The following is a 23287-nucleotide window of genomic DNA, read 5'->3' on the forward strand; positions in this document are numbered from 1 at the left end:
ATGGCCGCAGCCGCAGGCAAACCGCACAATAGGCCGCATGGGAACCCTTGTACTGATCCTCGACCTCATCGGCACCTTCGTCTTCGCCCTGTCCGGGGCGACGATGGGCGTGCGTCGGCGGCTGGATATCTTCGGTGTGCTGGTGCTGTCGTTTGCCGCTGCATTGGCCGGCGGCATCACCCGTGACCTGCTGATCGGCGCTACCCCGGTAGCGGCGATCAGCGACTGGCGCTACCCGGCCATCACCCTGGCCGCAGGCATCGTCACTTTCTTCTGGGCGCCGTTGATCGAGCGCATGCAGTACCCGGTGCGCATGTTCGATGCGATGGGGCTGGCCCTGTTTGCGGTGGCTGGTACGCAGAAGGCACTGGCGTTCGGCATCGCACCACCGATGGCGGCCGCGCTGGGCATGCTGACCGGCATTGGCGGCGGCATCGCCCGCGACGTGCTGCTGGCGCAGGTGCCGCTGGTCCTGCAGGCCGAACTGTATGCGGTGGCCGCGCTTGCCGGTGCTGCGGTGGTCGCGGTTGGCTATTGGTTGGGCCTGCCGCCCCTGCCCTGCGCATTGGCCGGTGCCGGACTGTGCTTCGGGCTGCGGATGATGGCCATGCATTTTGGCTGGCACCTGCCGGTGGCGCTGCAATCTTCCGATCCGCCTCCACCGGAAGGCCCGCGCGCATGACAACGGCCGCGTCCGTTCTGCCCGGGTAACATCACGCTCACGGCAGTTGCTCCATCGTGCAGGCTCCGCTTCCGCAGGAGACCGCAATGGCCGTAGAACGCTCAGACACGCTGATCGGCGACGAAGTCGTGCACACGCTTGGCCAGCATGGCCAGTCCTCGCAGGTGCTGGCACAGGTGAAGGACGGGGAAGTAACCCTGTCCGGCGATGTGCCCACGGCCGCCGTCAAGCATGAAGTCGAAAAACTGATCGCCGGCATCGAGGGTGTGCGCCAGATACGCAGCCACCTGCATGTCGACCCGGACAATGCATCTTTCGGGCCACGCGGCGAAGCCGTGCGCGACAACCCCGATGGGCGCGATGACGCGCGGATGGGTGACATCGACCTGGGCGAGGACGGCTGAGTCCCCGCGCGTGACGGCAGGCAACACTTTGCAGTTACCCTGAACACGCTCCCTGCCGTTTGAGTCACCCATGCCACACGCCCCCGCAGCCAACAGCGCCAAACCGCAACCCAGCCTGCGCGAACGCATGAACGCCATGCGCAACCTGCCGCCCTTCCTGCGGCAGGTGTGGCAGACCAGCCGCCTGTTGACCATCACCAGCCTGGGCCTGCGCCTGATCCGCGCGGTAATGCCGGTGGCCATGCTGTACGTGGGCAAGCTGATCATCGACGAGGCGGTGCGCCTGGCCGGTGCCGGCGGCATGCCGCCACTGGGCGAAGCACTGTCCAGCGGCCACCTCAACACCCTGCTTGAACTGCTGCTGCTGGAACTGAGCATCGCCATCGGCTCGGACCTGCTCGGGCGGCTGGTCAACTACGCCGATTCGCTGCTGTCGGAGTTGTTCACCAACGCCACCAGCGTGCGTCTGATGGAGCACGCCGCCGAGCTGGACCTGGAGGATTTCGAAGACCCCGAACTGCAGGACAAGCTCGACCGCGCCCGGCGCCAGACCATGGGCCGCATGAGCCTGATGAGCCAACTGTTCGGCCAGGCGCAGGATGTCATCACCGTCATCAGCTTTGCCGCCGGCCTGGTGATGTACGCCCCGTGGCTGATGCTGCTGCTGGCCGTGGCGCTGATACCGGCGTTCATCGGCGAATCCCACTTCAACACGCTGGGCTATTCGCTCAATTTCAGCTGGACGCCCGAGCGCCGCCAGCTGGACTACCTGCGCCAGGTCGGCGCCAGCGTGGAAACCGCCAAGGAGGTGAAGATATTCAACCTCCACCGTTTCCTGATCGACCGTTACAAGCTGTTGTCCGAACGCTTCTATCACGCCAACCGCGCCCTGGCACGCAAGCGCGCGGTGTGGGGCACGCTGTTGGCCGCGCTCGGCACGCTGGGGTATTACGCGGCCTATGCCTATATCGCCTGGCGCACGATCCGCGGCGATTTCAGCATTGGCGATCTGACGTTTCTATCCGGCAGCTTCATGCGCCTGCGGCAGTTGCTGGAAGGCCTGCTGACCGGCTTTTCGCAGGTGGCCAGCCAAGCGCTGTATCTGGACGACCTGTTCTCGTTCTTTGCGATCAAACCGGAAATCCACTCGCGCGAGAATGCAGTGGCGATCCCGCGCCCGATTCGCGAGGGTTTCGTGTTCGAGAACGTCGGCTTCCGCTACCCCGATGCCGAACGCTGGGCGGTGCGCCATCTCGACTTCCATCTGCAGGCCGGTGAAGTGATTGCGCTGGTCGGCGAGAACGGTGCCGGCAAGACCACCCTGGTCAAGTTGCTGGCGCGGCTGTACGACCCCGACGAAGGCCGCATCCTGCTCGATGGCCGCGACCTGCGCGACTACGACCTGGACGACCTGCGCGCCAACATGGGCGTCATTTTCCAGGACTTCGTGCGTTACCACCTGTCGGCCGGCGAGAACATCGGCGTGGGCCTGGTCGAGGCGATGGATGACAAGGGCCGCATCCGCGACGCGGCACATCGTGCACTGGCCGATGAAGTCATCGACGGCCTGCCCGGCGGCTATGACCAGCTGATCGGCCGCCGCTTCAAGACCGGCGTGGACCTGTCCGGCGGCCAGTGGCAGAAGATCGCCATCGCCCGCGCCTACATGCGCGATGCGCAGGTGATGATCCTGGACGAACCCACCGCCGCACTGGACGCCCGTGCCGAGTTCGAGGTGTTCCAGCGCTTCAAGGAGCTCTCGGACAACCGCACTGCGGTGCTGATCTCACACCGCTTCTCCTCGGTGCGCATGGCCGACCGCATCCTGGTACTGGCCGATGGCCGCATCGAAGCCAGCGGCACCCACGAAGAACTGATGATCGAAGGCGGCCGCTATGCGGAGCTGTTTGAGCTGCAGGCGGCGGGGTATCGATGATTCGGGATTCGGGATTCGGGATTCGGGATTCGGGATTCGGGATTCGCAGGTTTCCTGCTTATTCCTCACCGGAGCCAGCGCCGCCTCCGGTCAACGTAGCGCGCTTTATCAAATCCCCAATCTCGACTCCCCAATCCCCCGCCCCTCGCCAACAAATGAGATTCATTCCCATTTGTGCGGAATCGGCTAGAATGCCCCGGTCACCCCCAATTGAACCACCGGCATGTCATCCGCTTTTGGCGCCGAAACGGTGCTTGAAGTCCGTCACTGGACGGACGCCTACTTCAGCTTCTCCACCACCCGCGACAGCGGCTTCCGCTTCGACAATGGCCAGTTCGTGATGATCGGCCTGGAAAACGAGGGCGCCCGCCCGCTGCTGCGTGCCTATTCCATCGCCAGCGCCAACTGGGAAGAGCAGCTGCACTTCTTCAGCATCAAGGTGCAGGACGGCCCGCTCACCTCGCGCCTGCAGCACCTCAAGCCCGGCGACAAGGTGCTGGTCGGCAAGAAGCCCACCGGCACGCTGTTGATCAGCGACCTGCACCCGGGCAAGCACCTGTATCTGCTGGGCACCGGCACCGGCCTGGCGCCGTGGCTGAGCATCGTCAAAGACCCGGAAACCTACGAGCGCTTCGAGAAGGTCATCGTCTGCCACGGCGTGCGTTTCGAGAAGGACCTCGCCTACCGCGACTACTTCGAGAAGGAACTGCCCAACGACGAGATCCTGGGCGATATCGTCCGCGACAAGCTGCTGTATTACCCGGCCGTCACCCGCGAGCCCTTCCCCAACCAGGGCCGCCTGACCACGCTGATGGAAACCGGCCTGATGCAGCAGAGCCTTGGCCTGCCGCAGCTGGACCCGGCCAACGACCGCTTCATGATCTGCGGCAGCCCGCAGATGCTGGCCGACCTGCGCAGCGTGCTGGACGCACGCGGCTTTGAGGTTTCCTCGCGCATCGGTACGCCAGGCCATTACGTGTTCGAGCGCGCCTTCGTCGAGAAGTAAGCCGCTGCCCAGGTAGTGGAGCAATCGAGCAGTACCGCGACAAACAACGGCTGGGCCTCAGGGTCCGGCCGTTGTCTTTTGGGCAACGGGCATGCGCCCGGAAGACTGACACTGCAGCGGCCGACTCGGCCAAGTGTTGCGCAGCGCGCAACATGCAACACTTCATGCATGATAAAGTCATTTCGGCACAAAGGGCTGTGCAGGCTGTTTGAGACCGGACGTACGTCGGGCATCCAGGCCAGCCATGCAAAACGACTGCGATTACAACTGTCCGCGCTCGATACAGCCCACGTCATTGAAGACATGAACATTCCCGGATTTCGCCTGCATGCTCTGAAAGGTGCAATGAAGGGCCGCTGGTCCATCGCCGTCAGTGGCAACTGGCGTATCACATTCGAGTTCAACGACGGCAACGCCTACGTGCTGGACTATGAGGACTATCACTAATGAAAATGCACGCTCCCCCGCATCCGGGCGAGTTCATCACCGGCATCTACCTTGAGCCCAACAGCATCAGCGGGCGCGAGCTTGCGCAGAAGCTTGGCGTCGCGGCATCCACGCTCAGCCGGGTACTCAACGGTACCAGCAGGGTCACCCCCGAAATGGCATTGCGTCTGGCCAAGTCGCTGGGCCGCAGCCCCGAAAGCTGGTTGGCAATGCAGGACGCCCACGACCTGTGGGTCGCGCGCCAGCATGTCGATCTGCGCAGCGTCCGCAAGCTCGACTTGAAAGCGGCCTGAGCCAGGCTGGAACCACCCGGGGTAGCCAGAGCAGGCAAAGCTCACCCGGCGCACCTCACAACCAAACCACCCTGCGCAGCAGTCCGACTGTGCTTGCTCCATACGCTCAGCTGCTCCAGCAGCTGCTGCATCAATTGCACCTCAACGGGCCAACGCCGCGCGGATATCGCCTTCCAGTGACTCCGGCTTGGCCGTCGGTGCATAGCGCTCGATCACCTGGCCGTCGCGGCCGACCAGGAATTTGCTGAAGTTCCATTTGATCGCGCCGATGCCCAGGGCCCCACGCTTGCGTTGCTTGAGCCACTTCCACAGCGGATGGGCATTGGCGCCATTGACCTCGACCTTGGCCGACATCGGGAAGCTCACCCCGTAATTGAGCGCGCAGAACGACTGGATGTCAGCCGCCTCGCCCGGCTCCTGGTGGCCGAACTGGTCACAGGGGAAGCCAATCACCACCAGCCCCTGCGGCCCCAGTTGCCGCCACAGCTGCTCCAGCCCTTCGTACTGCGGGGTGAAACCGCACTTGGAGGCGGTATTGACCAGCAGCAGCACCTTGCCGGCGTAGGCCCGCAGATCCAGCGCTTGGCCGTCCAACGCGGTGGTGGTGAAGTCGAATGCAGTGGTCATGGCAGGCTCCCGGGCGGTGCCGCCAGCGTACGCCATTGGCCCACCGGGTACGGTGCTTTCAGTTGCAACCATGCCGTTCGACACACCCGTGGCCCGGCGTCCGCGGGTTAATCTTCGCGATCAGCATTTTCACGGAGCTTCCGTCTTGAACACCCGCCTCGCCCTTGCCCTCGCCGCTACCCTGGGCCTTGCCCTCCCGGCCTACAGCGTGACCGCCCACGCCGCGACCAGCCAGACCGCTGAGCAGGCCAACCCGTTCTTCGCCGAAAGCACCCTTCCGCTGCACTACCCGCAGTTCGACAAGATCAAGGACAGCGACTTCGCGCCGGCCTTCGACGCCGGCATGGCGCAGCAGCTGCAGGAAGTGGAAGCCATCGCCAACAACCCGGCCGCGCCGACCTTCGAGAACACCCTGATCGCGCTGGAGAACAGCGGCGCCGTGCTGGACCGCGCCACCACCGTGTTCTTCGCCCTGATCGGCGCGGACACCAACGACACGCGCAAGAAGCTGCAGGCCGATTACTCGGCCAAGTTCGCCGCGCACAGTGACGCCATCAACCTCAACGGCAAGCTGTTCTCGCGCATCGAGACGCTCTACAACGACCGCGCCAAGCTGGGCCTGGACGCTGAAGGCCTGCGCCTGGTCGAGAAGTACCACGACAATTTCGTCCGCGCCGGTGCCAAGCTGTCCGACGCCGACAAGGCCAAACTCAAGACCATGAACGGTGAGCTGGCCAACCTGGGCACCAAGTTCAGCCAGAACGTGCTGGCCGAGGTCAACGCCTCCTACATCGTCGTTGACGACGTGCAGCAGCTGGATGGCCTGTCCGCCGAGCAGATCGCCGCCGCCGCCGAAGCGGCCAAGGCCCGCAAGCTGGACGGCAAGTATGTGCTCGCCCTGCTCAACACCACCGGCCAGCCGCCGCTGACCAACCTGACCAACCGCGAGCTGCGCCAGAAGATCTACGAAGCCTCGATCTCCCGCGGCAGCAAGGGCGGCGAATACGACAACACCGCGCTGGTATCGCGGATCATGACCCTGCGCGCCGAAAAGGCCGCATTGATGGGCTTCCCGAACTTCGCCACCTATTCGCTGGGCAACCAGACCGCCAAGACCCCGGAAGCGGTCAACGCCATGCTGGGCCAGCTGGCACCGGCAGCCGTGACCAACGCCAAGCGCGAAGCTGCTGACCTGCAGGCCATGATCGACGCCGAGCAGAAGGCCGCCGGCAAGCCGACCTTCGAGCTGCAGCCGTGGGATTGGGCCTTCTACAGCGAGAAGGTGCGCCAGGCCAAGTACAACTTCGACGAATCCCAGCTCAAGCCCTACTTCGAGCTGAAGTCGGTGCTGGAAGACGGCGTGTTCTTTGCCGCCGGCAAGGAATTCGGCCTGACCTTCAAGCAGCGCACCGACCTGCCGGTCTACCACGAAGACGTCACCGTCTATGACGTGTTCGACGCCGATGGCAGCCAGCTGGCGATCTTCCTGTTCGACCCCTACGCACGCGAGTCCAAGCGCGGTGGCGCCTGGATGAACTCCTACGTGTCGCAGTCGGAACTGACCGGCGACAAGCCGGTGGTGGCCAACCACCTCAACATTCCCAAGCCGCCGGCCGGCAAGCCGACCCTGCTGACCTGGGACGAAGTGACCACCACCTTCCACGAGTTCGGCCACGCGCTGCACGGCATGTTCTCCGACGTGAAGTACCCGTACTTCTCGGGCACCGCGGTGCCGCGTGACTTCGTCGAGTTCCCGTCGCAGGTCAACGAAATGTGGTCCGACGAGCCGACCATCCTGGCCAACTACGCCAAGCACTACCAGAACGGCTCGGCCATGCCGCAGGCGCTGCTGGACAAGGTGATTGCCGCGTCCAAGTTCAACCAGGGCTTTGCCACCACCGAATACCTGGGTGCGGCGATGCTGGACCAGAGCTGGCACCAGATTGGCGTTGGCCAGATCCCGGCGCCGAAGGACGTGATGAAGTTCGAGCACGAAGCGCTGGTCAAGGACGGCATCTACTACGCGCCGGTCCCGCCGCGCTACAAGACCCCGTACTTCAGCCACATCATGGGCGGCTACTCGGCCGGTTACTACGCCTACATCTGGTCCGAAGTGCTGGACGCCAACACCCAGAAGTGGTTCCGCGAGAATGGTGGCCTGTCGCGCGCCAACGGCGATCATTTCCGCAAGACGCTGTTGTCCAAGGGCGGCAGCGTTGACGCGATGGAGCTGTTCCGCAACTTCGCCGGCCACGAGCCGCAGATCGAACCGCTGCTGGAAAAGCGTGGCTTGACCACCGGCGAGGCTGGCAAGTAAGCGTTCGTTCGCGGTTGGTTTGAATGAGAACGCCCGGCATCTGCCGGGCGTTTTCTTTTGCTTCGTGCGGGCAGATCAAGAGCCCCCCTCATCCGCCCTTCGGGCACCTTCTCCCGTAAACGGGAGAAGGGAATTGCACACTGCACCGGGGAACTGGGACATTGCTTGCGCTCATGCATTGCGCGGCGAACCATCAGCCCAAGCAAGCAACGGCCTGCAGTTCCTTCTCCCGCCTGCGGGAGAAGGGGATCGCACACTGCATCGGGGAACTGGGACATTCCTTGCGCTCATGCATTGCGCGGCGAACCATCAGCCCAAGCAGCAACCTGCAGTCCCTTCTCCCGCCTGCAGGAGAACGGGATCGCACACTGCACCGCTGAACTGGGACATTCCTTGCGCTCATGCATTGCGCGGCGAACCATCAGCCCAAGCAGCAGCCTGCAGTCCCTTCTCCCGCCTGCGGGAGAAGGTGCCCGGAGGGCGGATGAGGGGGTTTTGTGCTTCTAGCTTTGTGCTTCTAGCTTTGTGCTTCTAGCTTCGCGCTTCTAGCTTTGTGCTCCGAACTGCGTACAACCAGCGCCCGTCACCAGGCGCACCCAGCTCAACCCTCGCGCCCCTGCTCCACAATCACCGTCGCAGTCATGCCATTGGCCAGCACTACGCCCTTCGCCAGTGCGCTCTCATCAAGCTTGATCCGCACCGGAATGCGCTGTGCCAGACGCACCCAATTGTAGGTCGGGTTGACGTTGGCCAGCAGGTCGCTGCCGGTCGGGCTGTCCGCATCGGTGATGCCGTGGGAAATACTCTCGATGTGGCCGTGCAGCTCATGGCCGCTCATCAACTGCACTTTCACGCCATCGCCAAGATGCAGCTGTGAGAGTTTAGTTTCCTCGAAGTAGCCGTATACCCAGAACGACGCCGTATCGATCAAGGCCAAACGCGCCGCACCCGCGCTGGCATAGTCGCCGGTGCGCACTTCCAGGTTGGTGACGTAGCCGTCCACCGGCGCGCGCACCTCCGTGCGCTCCAGGTTCAACTCGGCGGTGTCCAACGCAGCCTGCGCCTGCTCCACCGACGCCAATGCCTGCTGCTGCGAGGCGCTGGCCTGCTGCCGGTTGGCCTGCGCCTGGGCAACACCGGCACGTGCGGCTTGGGCGGCACTCAAGGCATCACTGCGCGCTTCTTCGGAAATCAGGCTGCCGGAAATGCGCTGGCGTCGTTCGTACTGCAGCTCGTAGCGGCTGGCATTGACGCCCTGCTGCGCGGCACCCGCTGCCGCAGCCTGGATGCTGGCACCGGCGGCGCGTGCAGCAGCGCGGGCGGCATCAAGATTCGCGCGCGCCTGCGCCACGGCATTGCGGTAGCGCAACGGGTCAATGGCAAACAAAAGATCGCCGCGCTTGACCAACTGATTGTCGTGCACCGCCACGTTGGTCACCGGCCCGGAAACATCCGGCGCCACGCGTACCACTTCGGCGCGCACGCGTCCTTCGCGCGTCCACGGCGAGTACATGTAATGCCGCCACATCGCCACGGCGATCAGTGCCGCAGCCACCACGACAACCGTGGTGAGGGTGAAACGGAGCAAGGTCTGGGTCTTGGGGGTCATGGGAATGTCTCAGAACAGCAGCAGGCCAAGCCCGCCGAACAGGCAAACGAATACTGCGATGCGGAACAACGACGGGTGCCATACATAGCGGTACCAACCGCGTCGCCCGGCCACCACGTCCAATGCCCACAGCAGCGCGCAGACCACACAGAACAGCACCAGCAAACCCGGGAACAGGCTGCCGCCAAAGGCGATTTCAATCGGCATGGGTCACCCCCTCGTTCGAGTCATCGGCCGCGACGATGTAGGCCGCCATCACCGAGTGGTCATCCACCATGGCCAGACGCACCAGGCGCAGGTGGTGCAGCACCTGCCGCGCGATATCCGGTGCCTGGGCATCAGCCCGTGCGGCATCAATGGCACGGCGCAGCGCAGCGTCGGCACGCAGCCAGGCCGGCCGGCTGGGCTGGCCAAAGAACGCGGCAATCGCATCCACCGCCGCTTCCACTTCGCGATGCAGGGACACCGGCAGGGGTTGCCGGGCAATGTCATGGCGCAGGTGAATCAAGGCGCGCCCGGTTTCATTGACCGCCAGTGCCCACGCCAGTTGCATGCGTGCATCCTCGCTGCCCGGCACGGTATGCGCGACGATCTGATGCACAAGGTCGCTGTTGATGCTCTCGAAGCGATGCCGAAGCCCCGGCAAAGGCGCCTGTGCCGCCAAGCGCACCTGCGCCCGCAACGCTGCCATCTGCCGCCGCCGCAGCCAGGCACTGCCCACCGCCGACGGCAGCAGCACAAAGCCCACCGTCGCCGCGCCCAGGCCGATCACCTGCGACAGCGCATCGTTGAAGAAGTGCTGCGGGTTGAATGCCATCGGGTTGTTGAGCGCAAGAATATTGACCAGCCCTATCGTGTAGCCCAGGCCCAGGCTCGACAGCTTTGGCCGCGTGGTCAGGTACGGCCCGATGATGAAGAACGGCAACACACCTGCCACCAGCATCGCGTAGCCGTCCATCTTCGTCAGCACCAGGAACTCGCAGAAGTAACCGGCCAGCATTCCGGCGATATAGCCGGACAACACTTTGCTGGTCAGCCGCGCGGCGTTGGGTGCGCTGGCAAACAAGCAGGAGAAGATGGTCGCCAACAGCATCACGTTGGCCCCCAACGGCCAACCCGAACCCGCCCAGAACAGCCCCAGCAACAGCATGGTGGCGGTGGTGCGGACGAACGCCAGCATCGCACCGGCCTGATCATTGCCACGCACGAAGCGCACCCGCTCTACACCCTTGGAAGGCGCCACCCGCTGCAGCAGCTGACCACGCGCCCGAATGTAGGACTCCAGCTCCTGGCTGAAACGGCGCAACAGTGCCGCACCCACGTCAAAATCTTCTGCCTGCCCGCTGTTTTCCAGCGTGGCATGCAATGCCTTGCCACGCGCCGGAAGTTCCAACCGCACCTTGCGGATATGCGCAGCCAACTGCTCGGCCGGCACATCCTGCGGCGATGCCTGCATCACTTCGCCCAAGGGCCGGTACAGGGTCAACAATGCCTGTGCTGCCTGCGGTGATTCCTGCCGCATCAGGCGATTGATCAGGTGATGCAGTGACTGGAAGCTGGTCGATGCCGCCATGAAATTCTGGTTGAACTGCAGCAGGTGCATGCTGCGTGCACGCGCTTCGGCATCTTCAAAGATCACCGAACTGCGCAGGTCTTCCAGCGCAACCGCTGCGCGCACCATGCGCAGGTGTTCCTGCTCCATGCGCTCACGCGGCAGCTGCCCCAGCAACGCCTCCCTGACGAAGCCAAGGAAGTTTGCATATTGATCGCGTACAGCGCTGCGCAGGCTGTCGCGCAGGCGCACCGGCAGCACGGTGTCACTGATGACCGCGCTGACCACCAGGCCCAACATCACCTCGCTGATGCGTGCCACCGCCGAATCGAAGACGTTGCCCGGGTGCGTGGTGATGATCGGCAAGGCAATGATTGCCGCCGTATAGCCGGCCAGCACGAACGCATAGGATTTGAAGTTGCGGTGCAGCGTGGCACCCGCCGCACAGGCCCCGATCCACAGCGCCATCACCAGCAAAAATGGCTCCGGCTGCTGCGGAAACAGCGCCACCATCGCCAATGCCGCCGCCGCGCCGGCGAATGTGCCGAGCACGCGATAGAAACTCTTGGCCAGCACCATGCCGCTTTGCCGGTGCATGACGATGACCGTGGTCAACATCGCCGTGCCCGGCAAGGGCAGCTGCATGCGCATGGCCAGCCAGCCGGTGATGAAGAACGACAGCGTTACCCGCAGCACGAACAGCCAGGCACCGGCTTCGCCTTTCAGGAAACCACGAAAACCCGAAAACCAAGGCTCGGCCCCGGTGTTCGGCGTGGCGGATGTGGGGACACTGGACATGATGGTTTCAGACAGGTTCCAGACCGTCGAGCATCTTCTTCAACAGCGCTTCCAGCTGATGCTGTTCCTCGCCGTTCAAGCCCTTCATCTCCGTCACCAGCAGCGCCGACATGCTGGGCAGCAGGCGCTCCACGCAGGCGACGCCTTCGGGGGTGAGCCGCAGCTCCAGCTTGCGCCGGTCTTCGGCATGCGGGATGCGCTCGATCAACCCCTTGCGGTGCAGCAGGTCGGTGAGCCGGGTGATGTTGGCGGATTTTTCCGTCGCCGCGCCGGCAAGCTCCGATGGGCTCAACAAGCGGTCCGGCGTGCTGTACAGCATCATCAGCGCGTTGTATTCGCCGTGGCACAGGTCGAAGTCACGCAGCACTGCATTGGCGTGGTCATGCACGCTTTTGTAGAGCGCCTTGATCAACCGCACCAGCACCGCCGGTTCACGCGGGAACCCGGGCCATCGCTGGCAGGTGGCATCAATACGGGCTTCGGTTGGATCGAAACGGCTCATCGGAGGCGTCATGGTTGGGGGACGCCGATATAGTACAGAACTAAAATATAAAGAAGTGAGTAAAATTTTTTTCCTGAATGCGGAGAAGCCCGGCAGGGCTGAAGTCTCAGAGTGGTTTGAGTCTTGCTAGTGAGGTCCGGCCCCCTCTCCCCAACCCCTCTCCCGCCTGGGGAGAGGGGCTTCGTGTACTGCGACCTGAGGCGATGCCTGTAATTGCAGCTTTAAAAGCCCCTCTCCCCAGGCGGGAGAGGGGTTGGGGAGAGGGGTTGGGGAGAGGGGAAGGATTCACGCGCGAGAAGATCAGCCGCAACCCCCGCCTCACCTAACCCCCAGATACCCCCCACGCACCCCGCGCGGCGACAGCACCAGCTGCCACAGCTGCGAATGCCGGGTGCGGAATGTCGCCATCGACGCGGCCAGGTAGAACCGCCACATGCGGCGGAAGCGCTCGTCGTAGCGCGCGTCGAGTTGATCCCAGGCAGCCTCGACATTGGCACGCCACGCCTGCAGCGTGCGGTCGTAATCCGTACCGAAGTTGTGCCAGTCCTCCAGCACGAACAGCCCTTCCATCGCGTCGGTGATCTGCGCGGCCGAGGGCAACATCGAGTTGGGGAAGATGTATTTGGCGATCCACGGGTCGGTGCGATCGCGACTGACATTGGTGCCGATGCTGTGCAGCAGGAACAAGCCTTCCTCGCCCAGGCAACGCCGGGCCACCTCAAAGTAGGTGCGGTAGTTCTTGACCCCGACGTGCTCGAACATGCCCACCGACAGAATCGTGTCGAAGGGTTCGTCCAGCTCGCGGTAATCCTGCAGGCGAATCTCCACCGGCAGGCCCGCACACAGCGTTTGTGCAAATGCCGCCTGCTCGGCGGAGATGGTCACGCCAACGCCCTGCACGCCGTAGTGCTCGGCCGCGTACTTGAGCGCCTCGCCCCAACCACAGCCGATATCCAGCACGCGCATGCCCGGGCGCAGCCCGAGCTTGCGGCAGATCAACTCCAGCTTGGCTTCCTGGGCGGCGTCAAGGGTGTCGGCATTGCGCCAGTACCCGCAGCTGTAGACCAGCCGCTTGCCGAGCATGGCCCGGTACAGATCGTTGCCCAGGTCGTAGTGGCGCTTGCCGACTTCGTAACTGCCCTGCCCGGCCTGCAGGTTGAACAGCTTGGCCTTGAGCGCGTCCCAGACTTCACCACTGCCATGCACGCGTTCGTCGAGGCGGGCGTCCAGCAGATGGGTCAGGAACCCATCCAGCGAATGGGCCTGCCACCAGCCTTCCATGTAGCTCTCACCCAAGCCAAGCGAACCCTCGGCCAGCACCCGCGCATGAAAGCGCGGGTCGAGGATGTCGATATCCTGCGGGCGGGTTCCACCAGGAACCACATCCGCTTCCTGCAGCAATGCTTCGACACGTCGTTGCAACCCTGCATCCATCGCTGGCCTCCATGGTTCAGTTCTGCGAGAACAACTCCCGGTAGTCCGCTGCCACGTTCGGCAGCAGCACGGCGGCCGGCACGTCCACGGTCTGGGTGCCGTCGGAATACGGCCCAACCTGATACGGCGGGAACACAAAACGCAGCCCGCTGACGCGGCCCGCGTCGTCCAGCACCGGCTGGAACTGCGAGAAGTTGGCCGGCTCCGGCGCGGTGCCTTCATCGATCATCCGCGACAGGTTGCGCACCTGCTCCACTTGTTCCTCCGGCGACAGGTCTTCACCCTGGGCACGAACGGTGGCCTGCTCCAGCAGCTTGTCTTCCACGTAATCACTGACCGCCTGCCACCCCTTGGGCGTGTTGATCAGGTCTTCGGCCTTGAGCAGTTTCTGCTGTTCCGGCAGCCAGACAAAACGCGCCACCAGCGGCTGGCCGTGTGCACCGCCGGTGTAGCTGCTGCCATCGGCCGAGACGGCAACGACCTTCGGGGTATCCATCAGCATGTCGAAGGACAGGGACAGTTCGTAGGGTGCAGTAGGCTTGTCGTTACCCAGTTCGCTGGCGGCCTTGAGCAGCTCGGCCCTGGCGTGCCCGGCGTAGCTGGTCAGCTCCTGCGCCAGGCCCGGGTACTTGGCCGCCGCCGGCGGATAGCTGATGCCCACCATGTAGTTGGGGGTGTGTTCGATGACATCACTCAAGTTGCTGGGTGTTGCCTCCGGCGCGGTTTCCACTGGCGTGGCCGGTTGCTCCGGCGTAGCCGTCACCGTGTCCGGTTGCCCCTCTTTCTTGCATCCTGCCAAGACCAACAGCATGGCTGCTGCCGCAAACGTTCCCTGTGCAAACCTGTTCATTCGTTCTGTCCTCGGTGTTACTGCCGGGCCCCCCATGGGCCGGCCGCCCCTGCGCATTATCCCAGCAGGTCCGTGTACTCGGAATGACGTTGCATGAAGGCCGCCGCATAGGCGCAGGCAGGCACCACTTTCAGGCCGGTCGCACGCGCATGGGCCAGTGCGGCGCGGGTCAGTTCGGCGGCAATACCGCGCCCGCCGATGGCCTCGGGCACGCCGGTGTGGGTGATGACCATGACGCCATCTTCAAGCTGGTATTCCAGGACGGCGCGATGGCCGTCCACCGCGGTCTCGAAACAGGCCTGGGCCGGGTTGTGGTCGATGGGGTGTTGCTCGGGGGTGCTTGTCATGTGCGTCATTCCAGAGTGGGAGTCGGGCCTGGTCCGGAAAATTCATTCGGGCTGGCACAGGCTACTTTCGGCATTGTGTCCGCGGCCAGGTCAAGGCCGCGCAAACTGTTCTGTGCAACTGTACGCCTGCTGCGGATGTCCCGGAAACGAACAAGGCGACGCAATGCGCCGCCTTGTTGCGTTGCCCCAACCGCAGGGATCAGCGGCCGAAACTGGGGTTCATCAGGCTGGTCATGAAGTGCTGCAGCAGGTCCGGCGACATGAACAGCATGAACATCACGCCGAATGCAGCACCGGCCAGGTGTGCGCTGTGATTGACGTTGTCAGCGCCCTTCTTGTCCATCCAGATGCTGTAGCCCACATAGAACAGGGCGTAGAGGATGGCCGGCGCCGGGATGAAGAACACGAAGATCAGTGACCACGGCGACACCAGGATGAAGGCGAACAACACTGCCGACACCGCACCTGAAGCACCCAGGCTGAGGTAATTGGGGTTCTTCTGGTTCTTCAGGTAGCTGGGCAGGATCGAAACCACCAACGCGGCCAGGTAGAACAGCGGGAACACCCACCAGTGCCCGGTCAACCGGCCCATCAATGCCTCGATGGGCCGCCCGAAGAAGAACAGCGTGACCATGTTGAACAGCAGGTGCGGGAAGTCCGCATGCAGGAAGCCGTAAGTCACCAACCTGTCGTACTGCTTGTGACGGTCGATGGCCGGCGGCCACAGGATCAGCCGGTCGGCCAGCTTGCGGTTGGAAAACGCCATCCAGGACACCAGCGCGGTGATGGCGATCAGGATCAGGGTGAACATGCCGTGGATCTCTTGGGGGCTCAGGCCGCCGCGCGATAGTTGTCGACCACCTTGTAACGCCGCGCATACAAGCCGAACGCCAGGGCCGCCAACAATGCGAAGCCGGCGAAGAAGAACATCTGGAAGGCGGTCACGCTCAATCCAGTGGTGGCGATGTTACCTGTCACCGTGTCATTGCGCACCGCGAAGTTGGCCAGCAGCACCCACAGGTTGCCGATGGTGGTGGTCAGGTTCCAGAAACTCATCACCACGCCCTTCATCGACTGCGGCGCCTGGCTGTACGCAAACTCCAGGCCGGTGGCCGAGACCAGCACTTCACCGAAGGTCAGCAGCGCGTACGGCAACACCTGCCAGACGATGGACATCGGCTCGCCGCCATCCATCACCACCTGGATGCCACCGATCACAATCCAGGCAAGGCCGCTGAAGGCGATACCCGCGGTCATGCGGCGCAGTGCGGTCGGCTCCCAGCCGAACTTGGCCAGCATCGGGTACAGCACCAGGTTGTTGAACGGGATCAGGATCATAACCAGCGCCGGGTTCAAGGCCTGCATCTGCGAGGCCACGAACCAGGCCGGCTTGGTCATCTCTTCGCCCTGCAGCACCCAGGTCGAGGCCTTCTGGTCGAACAGCGAATGGAACGGCGTGACCAGCGCAAAGATCACCAGCACCCGCAGCACATTGCGCACCCCATTGACCGCCTCATCGGGGTGGATGCCACGGGCGCGATCCAGCTGCAACCAAGCGCCACCACCCACGCCGGCAATGATCAGCACCAGCGCGATACAGGCGGCAATCACGAAGCCCAGCACCGGCGTCATCGCCAGCGCCGCCACCGCAGCCACCAGGCCAAGGCCCGCCAGCAGCAGGCCCGGGCGACTCTTGCCGGCCTTTTCCGCGAACAATGCGGTACGGATCACTCTGCTGAAGGAATGCGGGTTCTCAGCGATATCCGGCTTGATCAGCACGTACTTCTTGCGGCCCAGCCAGAACACGAAGGTGGCAATGAACATCAGCAGGCCCGGGATACCGAAAGCCACGGCCGGGCCGAAGTTCTTCAGGAACAGCGGCATCGTCAACGAGGCAAACAGCGAGCCGAAGTTGATGATCCAGTAGAAGGCGTCGAACACCTTCTTGGCCAGATGCTTGTTGCTCTGGTCGAACTGGTCACCGACGAACGAAGCCACCAGCGGCTTGATGCCGCCGGCGCCAAAGGCAATCAGGCCCAGGCCGGCGAAGAAGCCCATGCGGCTTTCCTCGAACACCGCCAGGAAGGCATGGCCCAGGCAGTACACCAGGCTGAAGGACAGGATGGTGTTGTACTTGCCGAAGAAGCGGTCAGCGACCCAGCCGCCCAGCAGCGGGAAGAAGTACACACCGATCATGAAGGTGTGCATCAGGTCCTTGGCCGCCAGCGCGCGCTCACCCGAATCCAGGATGTGCTGCAGCAGCGTGGAGGTGATCAGGAACTGCACCAGGATGTTGCGCATCCCGTAGAAGCTGAAGCGCTCGCAGCCCTCGTTGCCGATGATGTAGGGAATCTGGCGGGGCATCTTGCCCGTCGGGGCGGGAGTGGCGGCTGCGTGGTTGGTCGTCATCAGGAGGCGATCAGTTAATACAAAGGTTGCAAGCGTAACCCATCATGCCGTCATCACGCGCCCGTGCGTGCCCGTATCCCAGGGTGACGGCCACACTCTGCACATGGCTTGGACGGTGCCCGGATTACGATATGCACCTCCTTTCCCTGAGCCGTTGCAATGCTGCGTCTGGGTTGTTTTGGATTGTTGGCGCTGTCCTTTTCCGCGTTGGCCGAGCCGGCAATGCCGGTGATCAGGATCGCCAGCCTGCACCTGCCGGCCATGGAGAGCGGCTGGACAGACAGCCGCGACCGCATTGCCGCCCTCATGGAGGAACTGCGCGCCGACGTCATCGTGGTACAGGACGTCAACCAATCCGGCACCGCAAACCCGGCCTGCTGGCTGGGCAACCGCTTGAAATACAGCTGCGACTTCATCAGTGCCGACCGCCCGAGCCAGCCGCTGCGCCACGGCCACGCCGTCCTGACCCGCCTGACCACGCTGGAGGACGCCGTCACCCTGTTGCATGGCGACCAGACGCCTGCCGCAGCCGGCATGCAGCGCCTGCAGTTGCAGCACGCGCATTTGAACCTCTATGCGGCAACCATGCGCCCCACCGACAACTCTCCGGTCGCCCGTGGCCACCAGGCCGCCGACCTGCGCTCCTGGATGGATGCCACCAGCGGCGGCCTGCCAACCCTGATCGTTGGCGACTTCGCCGCTCCCACCGAGGAGCTGGTGCGTCAGTTGCCCGGCTTCCAGCCCGCACGACGCAACCCTTCCATGCGCCAGGGAGACACCCGTGCCCGCAACAGCGATGAGCACGGCATGGATGTGCTGTACCAGGTGCGCAGCTTCGCCGATATCCGCCAGCAATCCATCGAACTGCCCGCCAGCGAATCACGTCCGGCGCAACGGCTGGGCGCGATGGCTACCCTGCGTTTGACCCGTGTCATCCCTGCCGAAGCCACAGAACCGGCCGAAAGCCTCAACGGGGCGCATTGACCGCCGCGCGTGCGGGTCCACACAAACAACAAAGGCCGGGCAATGCCCGGCCTTTGTCTTTCAGCCCGCTCCAGCGCCATCGGGCACTGAAGCGGCCTTGTCACCGCCGTATCAGGCGATGGCTTCCTGGTAACGACGCTCGACTTCGTTCCAGTCAACCACGTTGAAGAACGCGCCAATGTATTCCGGGCGGCGGTTCTGGTACTTCAGGTAGTAGGCGTGTTCCCACACGTCCAGCGCCAGGATCGGGGTGTTGCCGTCCATCAGCGGGCTGTCCTGGTTGGCCGAAGACTCAACGACCACCTTCTTGTCCGGGGTGACGCTCAGCCACGCCCAGCCGCTGCCGAAACGGGTCAACGCGGCCTTGGTGAAGGCTTCCTTGAACTTTTCAAAGCCGCCCAGCTGCGAATCGATGGCCTTGGCCACGTCACCAACCGGATTGCCGCCGCCGTTGGGCGACATCACCGTCCAGAACAGCGAGTGGTTGGCATGGCCGCCACCGTTGTTGCGCACCGGGCCCTGCAGGTTTTCCGGCAGCGACTTGGTCTTCTTGACCAGCTCGTCGACCGGCAGGTCGGCGTATTCGGTGCCTTCCAGTGCCGCATTGACGTTGTTGATGTAGGTCTGGTGGTGCTTGGAATGGTGGATTTCCATCGTCGCCGCATCAATGTGCGGCTCAAGGGCGTCGTAGGCGTAAGGCAGCTTGGGAAGGGTGTAGGCCATGAGGGATCTCCGTCTGATTGCCTGGGTTCTGCGCCCGGCGGAAAACCGGGCGGTGCGCAGTGAATAGTAGGGACGAAGCCACAACTTACCAAGGCCGATGTAAAGGAAACTTTGTCCCGTCTCTGGGCCTGGCCCGGCGCAACGCAACTTGCGCTGCGGTTGTTACCTCGACGTGAAACATGCGCCGATGAATCTCCCGTTCAAAAAAAGTTGCACGTGCGCGTAATAATCGCAGCCTTGTCCGCTGCCTTTTCGCCACCAATGCGCAAGCCCCAATTACTGGTCACTGCTGTAATCCTGCTCATTGTTGGGCTATGGGGAATGCGCACGCTGCAGCAGCCGCCCGCTCCCCGGTTTGCGCCTTCGCTGACCCAGGACGTCGCCGGCGATGTGGCCACGCCGCCGCATGCGAACAAGGCGGACAAGGATCCCCTGCCCGCCTTCCTGCCTGCTGAAGCACGCCGCACCATCACCCTGATCCAACAGGGCGGGCCGTATCCATACAGCAAGGACGGCAGCGTGTTCGGCAACCGCGAACGGCAGCTGCCGCAGCGCCCGCGCGGCTACTACCGCGAATACACCGTCGATACGCCCGGCCTGGGTCACCGCGGCGCCAAGCGCATCGTCACCGGCGGCAATCCACCGGATGCCTGGTACTACACCGACGACCATTACGAGAGTTTCCGCAGCTTTGAAGTACCCGCCACCGGAGAACGCCATGAGTGACAGCGGTTTCGACATGGGCCTGGAAGATGCCAGCCAGGCCGGCGTGTATGGCGTGGGCGACGGCGACCTGGGCGGCCTGGCCGCCGCAGCGCGCGATGCCGGGCTCAAGGTGCTGCGGGTGGACATGGAAGGCTGCATCGACAAGCGCACGCTGTTGATGCGCATCGGAACGCAGCTGGATTTCCCACCCGGCTGGGGCCGCAACTGGGACGCCCTATCCGACGGCCTGCGCGACCTGTCGTGGTTGCCGGCCAATGGCTATGCGTTGTTGTTCAGTGACGCCGACGACCTGCGCCAAGGCAGCAGCGGCGACTTTGACACCTTGCTCGACATCCTTTCCGAAGCCTCGGCCAGTTGGGCCGAGGACAATGTGCCGTTCTGGGCCTTCCTGGAACTGCCCAATGCAGGCTCGGAGCCTGGCGTTGATGGGGAAGCGGCGGAGGATTAAGCGGGCGTGCTGCCTGCATCAACGCAATGGAAAACGGGTTGGCAGTACTGACCTGATCTGGCCGTCCGAGCTGGCCGCCAGACGCATCAACCGCAATTGCATGAGACCAATTCCTTCTCCCGTGAGCGGGACTGCAGCCCCCTTTGGGGGGAAGGTGCCCCGAAGGGGCGGATGAGGAGAGCTTTTCATGGTTTGCCTCCTGGACGCGTGGCGACGCGTTCTTCATCGCTGCGGCTGATAGGCGTCTGCGGCGCCCCCTCACCCCAACCCCTCTCCCGCAGGCGGGAGAGGGGCTCAATCTCAGCAGCCGAGGCACGACGCTGGTCAGGCCTCAACCGCGTACCAGCCACTCAGGCATCCAGCTCCTGCCAGCGCGCATACGCCGCATCCAGCTCCGCCTGCACTTTGCTCAGCTTCTGCGTGTGCGCGGTGACTTCGGCGCTGGAACGGGTATAGAACGCCGGATCGTTCATCGCGCTGGTCAGACCTTCCACGTCCAGTTCCAGTTGCTCGATCTTGCCCGGCAGCTGCTCCAGCTCGCGTGCATCCTTGAAGCTGAGCTTGCGCTTGGCCGGTGCTGCTTCGGCCACAGGTGCCGCCGGCTTGGCCGCAGGCGCGGCGGTTGCCGAGGCCTTGGCCACGGCCATGCCACTCATGGCCGGCGCCGGACGCTGGCGCAGCGAGTCGCTGTAGCCGCCGATGTAGTCGCCCACCTTGCCCTCGCCTTCCAGCACCAGCGTGGAGGTGACCACGTTGTCCAGGAAGTCACGGTCGTGGCTGACCAGCAGCAAGGTGCCGCTGTAGTCGCCCAGCAACTCTTCCAGCAGCTCCAGGGTTTCCACGTCCAGGTCGTTGGTCGGTTCGTCCATCACCAGCAGGTTGGATGGCTGCGCGAACAGCTTGGCCAGCAGCAGGCGGTTGCGCTCACCGCCGGACAGGCGGGTGATCGGCGCGCGCGCACGCTCCGGGGTGAACAGGAAATCCTGCAGGTAGGCATGCACATGCTTGCGCTTGCCGTTGAGGTCGATGAAGTCCGCACCTTCGGCCACGTTCTCGATCGCGCTCCAGTCCTCGCGCAGCGTGGCGCGGTACTGGTCGAAGTAGGCGATCTGCAGGTTGGTGCCCTGGCGCACTTCGCCGCTGTCCGGCTGCAGTTCGCCCAGCAACAGCTTGAGCAGCGTGGTCTTGCCGCTGCCGTTGGGGCCAATCAGGCCGATGCGGTCGCCACGCAGGATGGTGGTCGAGAAATCCTTGATCATCACCCGCTCGCCGAAGGCGAAGTTCACCTCCTTGATGTCGATGACCTTCTTGCCGGAGTTCTCCGCGCCGGCCGCTTCCAGCTTGACGTTGCCGCTGAGTTCACGGCGCTGGCTGCGCTCGTTGCGCATCGCCTTGAGGCGGCGCACGCGGCCTTCGTCGCGGGTACGACGGGCCTTGATTCCCTGGCGGATCCACACTTCTTCCTGCGCCAGCAGTTTGTCGAAGCGGGCGTTTTCCTGTGCCTGCGCGTTGAGGCGCTCCTCGCGGCGGCGCTCGTAGTTCTCCCAGTCGCCCGGCCAGCTGGTCACCTGGCCACGGTCGATCTCGACGATGCGGGTGGCCAGCGCGCGCAGGAAGCGGCGGTCATGGGTGACGAACACCACGCAGCCATTCCAGCCCTTGAGGAAACCTTCCAGCCAATCGATGGCTTCGATGTCCAGGTGGTTGGTCGGTTCGTCGAGCAACAGCACGTCCGGGCCGGCCACCAACGCACGCGCCAGCAGCACACGGCGCTTCATGCCGCCGGACAAGCGGCCGAATTCGGCCTCGCCATCCAGCTCAAGTTTGGTCAGGGTTTCAGCCACGCGCTGGTCCAGGCCCCAGCCGTCGGCGGCGTCGATCTTGGCCTGCACATCGCCCATGGCGTCGCCATCGAACACCTCGGCGTGGCTCAGGCGGTGGAACTCGGCCAGCCAGTGGCCCAGTTCGCCCAAGACATCGGCGACTACGTCGAACACACTGCCGTCGGCGCCGTGCGGCACCAACTGCTCCAGCCGGGTGACGCGAACGCCCTGCTGGACGCGCACTTCGCCGTCGTCGGGCTTGAGCTCGCCGGCCATCAACTTCATCAAGGTGGATTTGCCGGCGCCGTTGCGGCCGATCAGGGCGATGCGCTCGCCGGCTTCGATCGACAGTTCAGCTTTTTCCAGCAACAACGGGCCGCCGACGCTGTAGTCGACGTTCTGCAAAGTAATCAAGGACATCCGCCCATTGTACGGGACTAGCCGTCAGCGAAGACGTTCGCGGGCAAGCCCAGCAGCTGCCGCAGACTGGCCGGCACCCGCTTGCCGGGGTGGCGCACCAGCCAAAGACGGCGGCTCAACGGCGGCAACGGGGTGCGCAATACCTGCAGCCGGCCCAGCGCCACCAGGTCGGCCACCGCATGCCGCGACAGGCAGGCCAGCCCCAGTCCGGCTACCGCGCCCTGCTTGATTGCCTCGGTGCCGCCCAGTTGCAGCACTTCGGCAAAGCCCTGCAGATGCGGCAACAAGGCCTGCTCAGCAGCCTCGCGGGTGCCCGAGCCGGGTTCACGCAGCAGCCAGCACGCCCGGCGCAACAGGCCCATGTCCGCGCCCTGCTTCAGTTCCGCCGCCAGGGGATGACGCGCGCCGAACACGATGACCAACTCGTCATCCATCCACTCGGCAACCTCCAGTCCGGGCTCATGGTTGGGGCCTTCGATCAGGCCGATATCCACTTCCAGCCGCTGGACAGCACTGGTGACCTCGCGGGTGTTGCCGATGACCAGGTCAACATGCGCCCGGGGATTTACCTCAAGCAGATCGGCAATGCGTGCCGGCATCAGGTAATTGCCGATGGTGGTACTGGCCCCAAGCCGCCATCGTACCGGCGCGGTCGCTTCCTGCCTCGTGCTGAAGCGGCGCTCGATATCGGCCATGCCGGCCAGCAGCGTGCGCGCTTCCGGCAGCAGCGCCCGGCCATGGCCATTGAGCACCAGGCGCCGGCCGACCCGATCAAACAGCGCAAGGCCAAGCAGGCTCTCCAGCTCGTTCAGTGCGGCACTCACCGCAGACTGCGACAGGCCAATGGTTTCGCCCGCCGCGGTTGTCGTGCCGGCCTCAGCGATGGCCGAGAAGATCTGCAGTTGGCGCAGTGACAGATGCATGACCTACCCATTAGACAGGTTGAATTT

The 23287-nt window shown here is 64.0% G+C and carries 23 protein-coding genes; 10 read left to right on the top strand and 13 right to left on the bottom strand.

Annotation, left to right across the window (positions count from 1 at the left end; genetic code table 11):
- Window positions 1–37 precede the first annotated feature (37 nt).
- The 6 genes from ACVOLO_RS00850 (at window position 38) to ACVOLO_RS00875 (ending at window position 4768) form a co-directional block, all read left to right on the top strand.
- Window positions 38–682: a trimeric intracellular cation channel family protein gene (locus tag ACVOLO_RS00850; protein WP_481568375.1), complete on the top strand. Its 645-nt coding sequence runs from the start codon at window positions 38–40 to the stop codon at window positions 680–682.
- 86 nt (window positions 683–768) lie between these two features.
- Window positions 769–1086, top strand: a complete 318-nt coding sequence (locus ACVOLO_RS00855; protein ID WP_481568376.1) for a BON domain-containing protein — start codon at window positions 769–771, stop codon at window positions 1084–1086.
- 70 nt (window positions 1087–1156) lie between these two features.
- Window positions 1157–3022: an ABC transporter ATP-binding protein gene (locus ACVOLO_RS00860; protein ID WP_481568377.1), complete on the top strand. Its 1866-nt coding sequence runs from the start codon at window positions 1157–1159 to the stop codon at window positions 3020–3022.
- A gap of 223 nt (window positions 3023–3245) precedes the next feature.
- A complete protein-coding gene (locus ACVOLO_RS00865; RefSeq protein WP_481568378.1) occupies window positions 3246–4028 on the top strand; it encodes a ferredoxin--NADP reductase in 783 nt (260 codons plus the stop codon).
- Between the two features lie 168 nt (window positions 4029–4196).
- Complete coding sequence (locus ACVOLO_RS00870; RefSeq protein ID WP_481568379.1) at window positions 4197–4475, top strand: type II toxin-antitoxin system RelE/ParE family toxin; 279 nt, start codon at window positions 4197–4199, stop codon at window positions 4473–4475.
- Window positions 4475–4768, top strand: coding sequence for a HigA family addiction module antitoxin (locus ACVOLO_RS00875; RefSeq protein WP_481568380.1), 294 nt, complete (start codon window positions 4475–4477; stop codon window positions 4766–4768). The genes ACVOLO_RS00870 and ACVOLO_RS00875 overlap by 1 nt, the downstream gene beginning before the upstream one ends.
- A 141-nt stretch (window positions 4769–4909) precedes the next feature.
- Here ACVOLO_RS00875 and ACVOLO_RS00880 read toward each other — a convergent pair whose 3' ends face one another.
- The gene (locus ACVOLO_RS00880; protein WP_481568381.1) at window positions 4910–5395 is read right to left on the bottom strand and encodes a glutathione peroxidase; all 486 of its coding nucleotides are present in this window, start codon (window positions 5393–5395) and stop codon (window positions 4910–4912) included.
- 145 nt (window positions 5396–5540) lie between these two features.
- Between ACVOLO_RS00880 and ACVOLO_RS00885 the strand changes: the two genes are divergently transcribed.
- On the top strand, window positions 5541–7712 hold the full coding sequence (locus ACVOLO_RS00885; protein ID WP_481568382.1) for a M3 family metallopeptidase: 2172 nt from the start codon (window positions 5541–5543) through the stop codon (window positions 7710–7712).
- A 601-nt stretch (window positions 7713–8313) separates the two neighbouring features.
- On the opposite strand, the gene ACVOLO_RS00890 is transcribed toward ACVOLO_RS00885, so the two are convergent.
- From ACVOLO_RS00890 to ACVOLO_RS00930, 9 genes are all read right to left on the bottom strand, one after another.
- Entirely contained in the window at window positions 8314–9321 is a 1008-nt protein-coding gene (locus ACVOLO_RS00890) for an HlyD family secretion protein (RefSeq protein WP_481568383.1), read from the bottom strand.
- 9 nt (window positions 9322–9330) lie between these two features.
- Window positions 9331–9528, bottom strand: a complete 198-nt coding sequence (locus ACVOLO_RS00895) for a DUF1656 domain-containing protein (protein WP_431594209.1) — start codon at window positions 9526–9528, stop codon at window positions 9331–9333.
- Window positions 9518–11671 (bottom strand): FUSC family protein, encoded by a 2154-nt coding sequence (locus tag ACVOLO_RS00900; protein WP_481568384.1) that lies wholly within the window; start codon window positions 11669–11671, stop codon window positions 9518–9520. Before ACVOLO_RS00900 ends, ACVOLO_RS00895 begins: the two co-directional genes overlap by 11 nt.
- A 7-nt stretch (window positions 11672–11678) precedes the next feature.
- On the bottom strand, window positions 11679–12173 hold the full coding sequence (locus tag ACVOLO_RS00905) for a MarR family winged helix-turn-helix transcriptional regulator (protein WP_481568385.1): 495 nt from the start codon (window positions 12171–12173) through the stop codon (window positions 11679–11681).
- 318 nt (window positions 12174–12491) lie between these two features.
- On the bottom strand, window positions 12492–13607 hold the full coding sequence (cfa, locus tag ACVOLO_RS00910; protein WP_481568386.1) for a cyclopropane fatty acyl phospholipid synthase: 1116 nt from the start codon (window positions 13605–13607) through the stop codon (window positions 12492–12494).
- A gap of 16 nt (window positions 13608–13623) precedes the next feature.
- Complete coding sequence (locus ACVOLO_RS00915) at window positions 13624–14457, bottom strand: DUF3298 and DUF4163 domain-containing protein (RefSeq protein ID WP_481568387.1); 834 nt, start codon at window positions 14455–14457, stop codon at window positions 13624–13626.
- A gap of 56 nt (window positions 14458–14513) precedes the next feature.
- On the bottom strand, window positions 14514–14804 hold the full coding sequence (locus ACVOLO_RS00920; RefSeq protein ID WP_481568388.1) for a GNAT family N-acetyltransferase: 291 nt from the start codon (window positions 14802–14804) through the stop codon (window positions 14514–14516).
- Between the two features lie 199 nt (window positions 14805–15003).
- Window positions 15004–15615: a rhomboid family intramembrane serine protease gene (locus tag ACVOLO_RS00925; RefSeq protein WP_481568389.1), complete on the bottom strand. Its 612-nt coding sequence runs from the start codon at window positions 15613–15615 to the stop codon at window positions 15004–15006.
- Window positions 15616–15635: 20 nt separating this feature from the next.
- Window positions 15636–17213 carry a POT-type proton-dependent oligopeptide transporter gene (locus ACVOLO_RS00930; RefSeq protein WP_481568390.1) on the bottom strand — a complete coding sequence of 526 codons (1578 nt, stop codon included), beginning with the start codon at window positions 17211–17213 and terminating at the stop codon, window positions 15636–15638.
- Window positions 17214–17372: 159 nt separating this feature from the next.
- Between ACVOLO_RS00930 and ACVOLO_RS00935 the strand changes: the two genes are divergently transcribed.
- A complete protein-coding gene (locus ACVOLO_RS00935) occupies window positions 17373–18197 on the top strand; it encodes an endonuclease/exonuclease/phosphatase family protein (RefSeq protein WP_481568391.1) in 825 nt (274 codons plus the stop codon).
- A 111-nt stretch (window positions 18198–18308) separates the two neighbouring features.
- Here the strand turns inward: ACVOLO_RS00935 and ACVOLO_RS00940 are convergent, their stop codons facing one another.
- Window positions 18309–18920 (bottom strand): superoxide dismutase, encoded by a 612-nt coding sequence (locus ACVOLO_RS00940; protein WP_481568392.1) that lies wholly within the window; start codon window positions 18918–18920, stop codon window positions 18309–18311.
- Between the two features lie 261 nt (window positions 18921–19181).
- On the opposite strand from ACVOLO_RS00940, the gene ACVOLO_RS00945 reads away from it, so the two are divergent.
- Entirely contained in the window at window positions 19182–19646 is a 465-nt protein-coding gene (locus ACVOLO_RS00945) for a guanyl-specific ribonuclease (RefSeq protein ID WP_481568393.1), read from the top strand.
- Window positions 19639–20094: a barstar family protein gene (locus ACVOLO_RS00950; RefSeq protein WP_481568394.1), complete on the top strand. Its 456-nt coding sequence runs from the start codon at window positions 19639–19641 to the stop codon at window positions 20092–20094. Before ACVOLO_RS00945 ends, ACVOLO_RS00950 begins: the two co-directional genes overlap by 8 nt.
- Window positions 20095–20444: 350 nt before the next feature.
- On the opposite strand, the gene ACVOLO_RS00955 is transcribed toward ACVOLO_RS00950, so the two are convergent.
- Entirely contained in the window at window positions 20445–22337 is a 1893-nt protein-coding gene (locus tag ACVOLO_RS00955) for an ATP-binding cassette domain-containing protein (protein WP_481568395.1), read from the bottom strand.
- A gap of 17 nt (window positions 22338–22354) precedes the next feature.
- Complete coding sequence (locus ACVOLO_RS00960) at window positions 22355–23260, bottom strand: LysR family transcriptional regulator (protein ID WP_481568396.1); 906 nt, start codon at window positions 23258–23260, stop codon at window positions 22355–22357.
- Window positions 23261–23287 lie beyond the last annotated feature (27 nt).

The organism is Stenotrophomonas sp. STEN056, from assembly GCF_056759635.1.

Bases quoted from the DNA above. Each gene is read 5' to 3' on its own strand.
- ACVOLO_RS00860 (WP_481568377.1), top strand. From the start codon at position 1,157: ATGCCACACGCCCCCGCAGCCAACAGCGCCAAACCGCAACCCAGCCTG.
- ACVOLO_RS00955 (WP_481568395.1), bottom strand. From the start codon at position 22,337: ATGTCCTTGATTACTTTGCAGAACGTCGACTACAGCGTCGGCGGCCCG.
- ACVOLO_RS00940 (WP_481568392.1), bottom strand. From the start codon at position 18,920: ATGGCCTACACCCTTCCCAAGCTGCCTTACGCCTACGACGCCCTTGAG.
- ACVOLO_RS00875 (WP_481568380.1), top strand. From the start codon at position 4,475: ATGAAAATGCACGCTCCCCCGCATCCGGGCGAGTTCATCACCGGCATC.
- ACVOLO_RS00870 (WP_481568379.1), top strand. From the start codon at position 4,197: ATGATAAAGTCATTTCGGCACAAAGGGCTGTGCAGGCTGTTTGAGACC.
- ACVOLO_RS00960 (WP_481568396.1), bottom strand. From the start codon at position 23,260: ATGCATCTGTCACTGCGCCAACTGCAGATCTTCTCGGCCATCGCTGAG.
- ACVOLO_RS00930 (WP_481568390.1), bottom strand. From the start codon at position 17,213: ATGACGACCAACCACGCAGCCGCCACTCCCGCCCCGACGGGCAAGATG.
- ACVOLO_RS00900 (WP_481568384.1), bottom strand. From the start codon at position 11,671: ATGTCCAGTGTCCCCACATCCGCCACGCCGAACACCGGGGCCGAGCCT.
- cfa (WP_481568386.1), bottom strand. From the start codon at position 13,607: ATGGATGCAGGGTTGCAACGACGTGTCGAAGCATTGCTGCAGGAAGCG.
- ACVOLO_RS00915 (WP_481568387.1), bottom strand. From the start codon at position 14,457: ATGAACAGGTTTGCACAGGGAACGTTTGCGGCAGCAGCCATGCTGTTG.
- ACVOLO_RS00935 (WP_481568391.1), top strand. From the start codon at position 17,373: ATGCTGCGTCTGGGTTGTTTTGGATTGTTGGCGCTGTCCTTTTCCGCG.
- ACVOLO_RS00850 (WP_481568375.1), top strand. From the start codon at position 38: ATGGGAACCCTTGTACTGATCCTCGACCTCATCGGCACCTTCGTCTTC.
- ACVOLO_RS00905 (WP_481568385.1), bottom strand. From the start codon at position 12,173: ATGAGCCGTTTCGATCCAACCGAAGCCCGTATTGATGCCACCTGCCAG.
- ACVOLO_RS00880 (WP_481568381.1), bottom strand. From the start codon at position 5,395: ATGACCACTGCATTCGACTTCACCACCACCGCGTTGGACGGCCAAGCG.
- ACVOLO_RS00920 (WP_481568388.1), bottom strand. From the start codon at position 14,804: ATGACAAGCACCCCCGAGCAACACCCCATCGACCACAACCCGGCCCAG.
- ACVOLO_RS00950 (WP_481568394.1), top strand. From the start codon at position 19,639: ATGAGTGACAGCGGTTTCGACATGGGCCTGGAAGATGCCAGCCAGGCC.
- ACVOLO_RS00890 (WP_481568383.1), bottom strand. From the start codon at position 9,321: ATGACCCCCAAGACCCAGACCTTGCTCCGTTTCACCCTCACCACGGTT.
- ACVOLO_RS00895 (WP_431594209.1), bottom strand. From the start codon at position 9,528: ATGCCGATTGAAATCGCCTTTGGCGGCAGCCTGTTCCCGGGTTTGCTG.
- ACVOLO_RS00945 (WP_481568393.1), top strand. From the start codon at position 19,182: ATGCGCAAGCCCCAATTACTGGTCACTGCTGTAATCCTGCTCATTGTT.
- ACVOLO_RS00855 (WP_481568376.1), top strand. From the start codon at position 769: ATGGCCGTAGAACGCTCAGACACGCTGATCGGCGACGAAGTCGTGCAC.
- ACVOLO_RS00865 (WP_481568378.1), top strand. From the start codon at position 3,246: ATGTCATCCGCTTTTGGCGCCGAAACGGTGCTTGAAGTCCGTCACTGG.
- ACVOLO_RS00925 (WP_481568389.1), bottom strand. From the start codon at position 15,615: ATGTTCACCCTGATCCTGATCGCCATCACCGCGCTGGTGTCCTGGATG.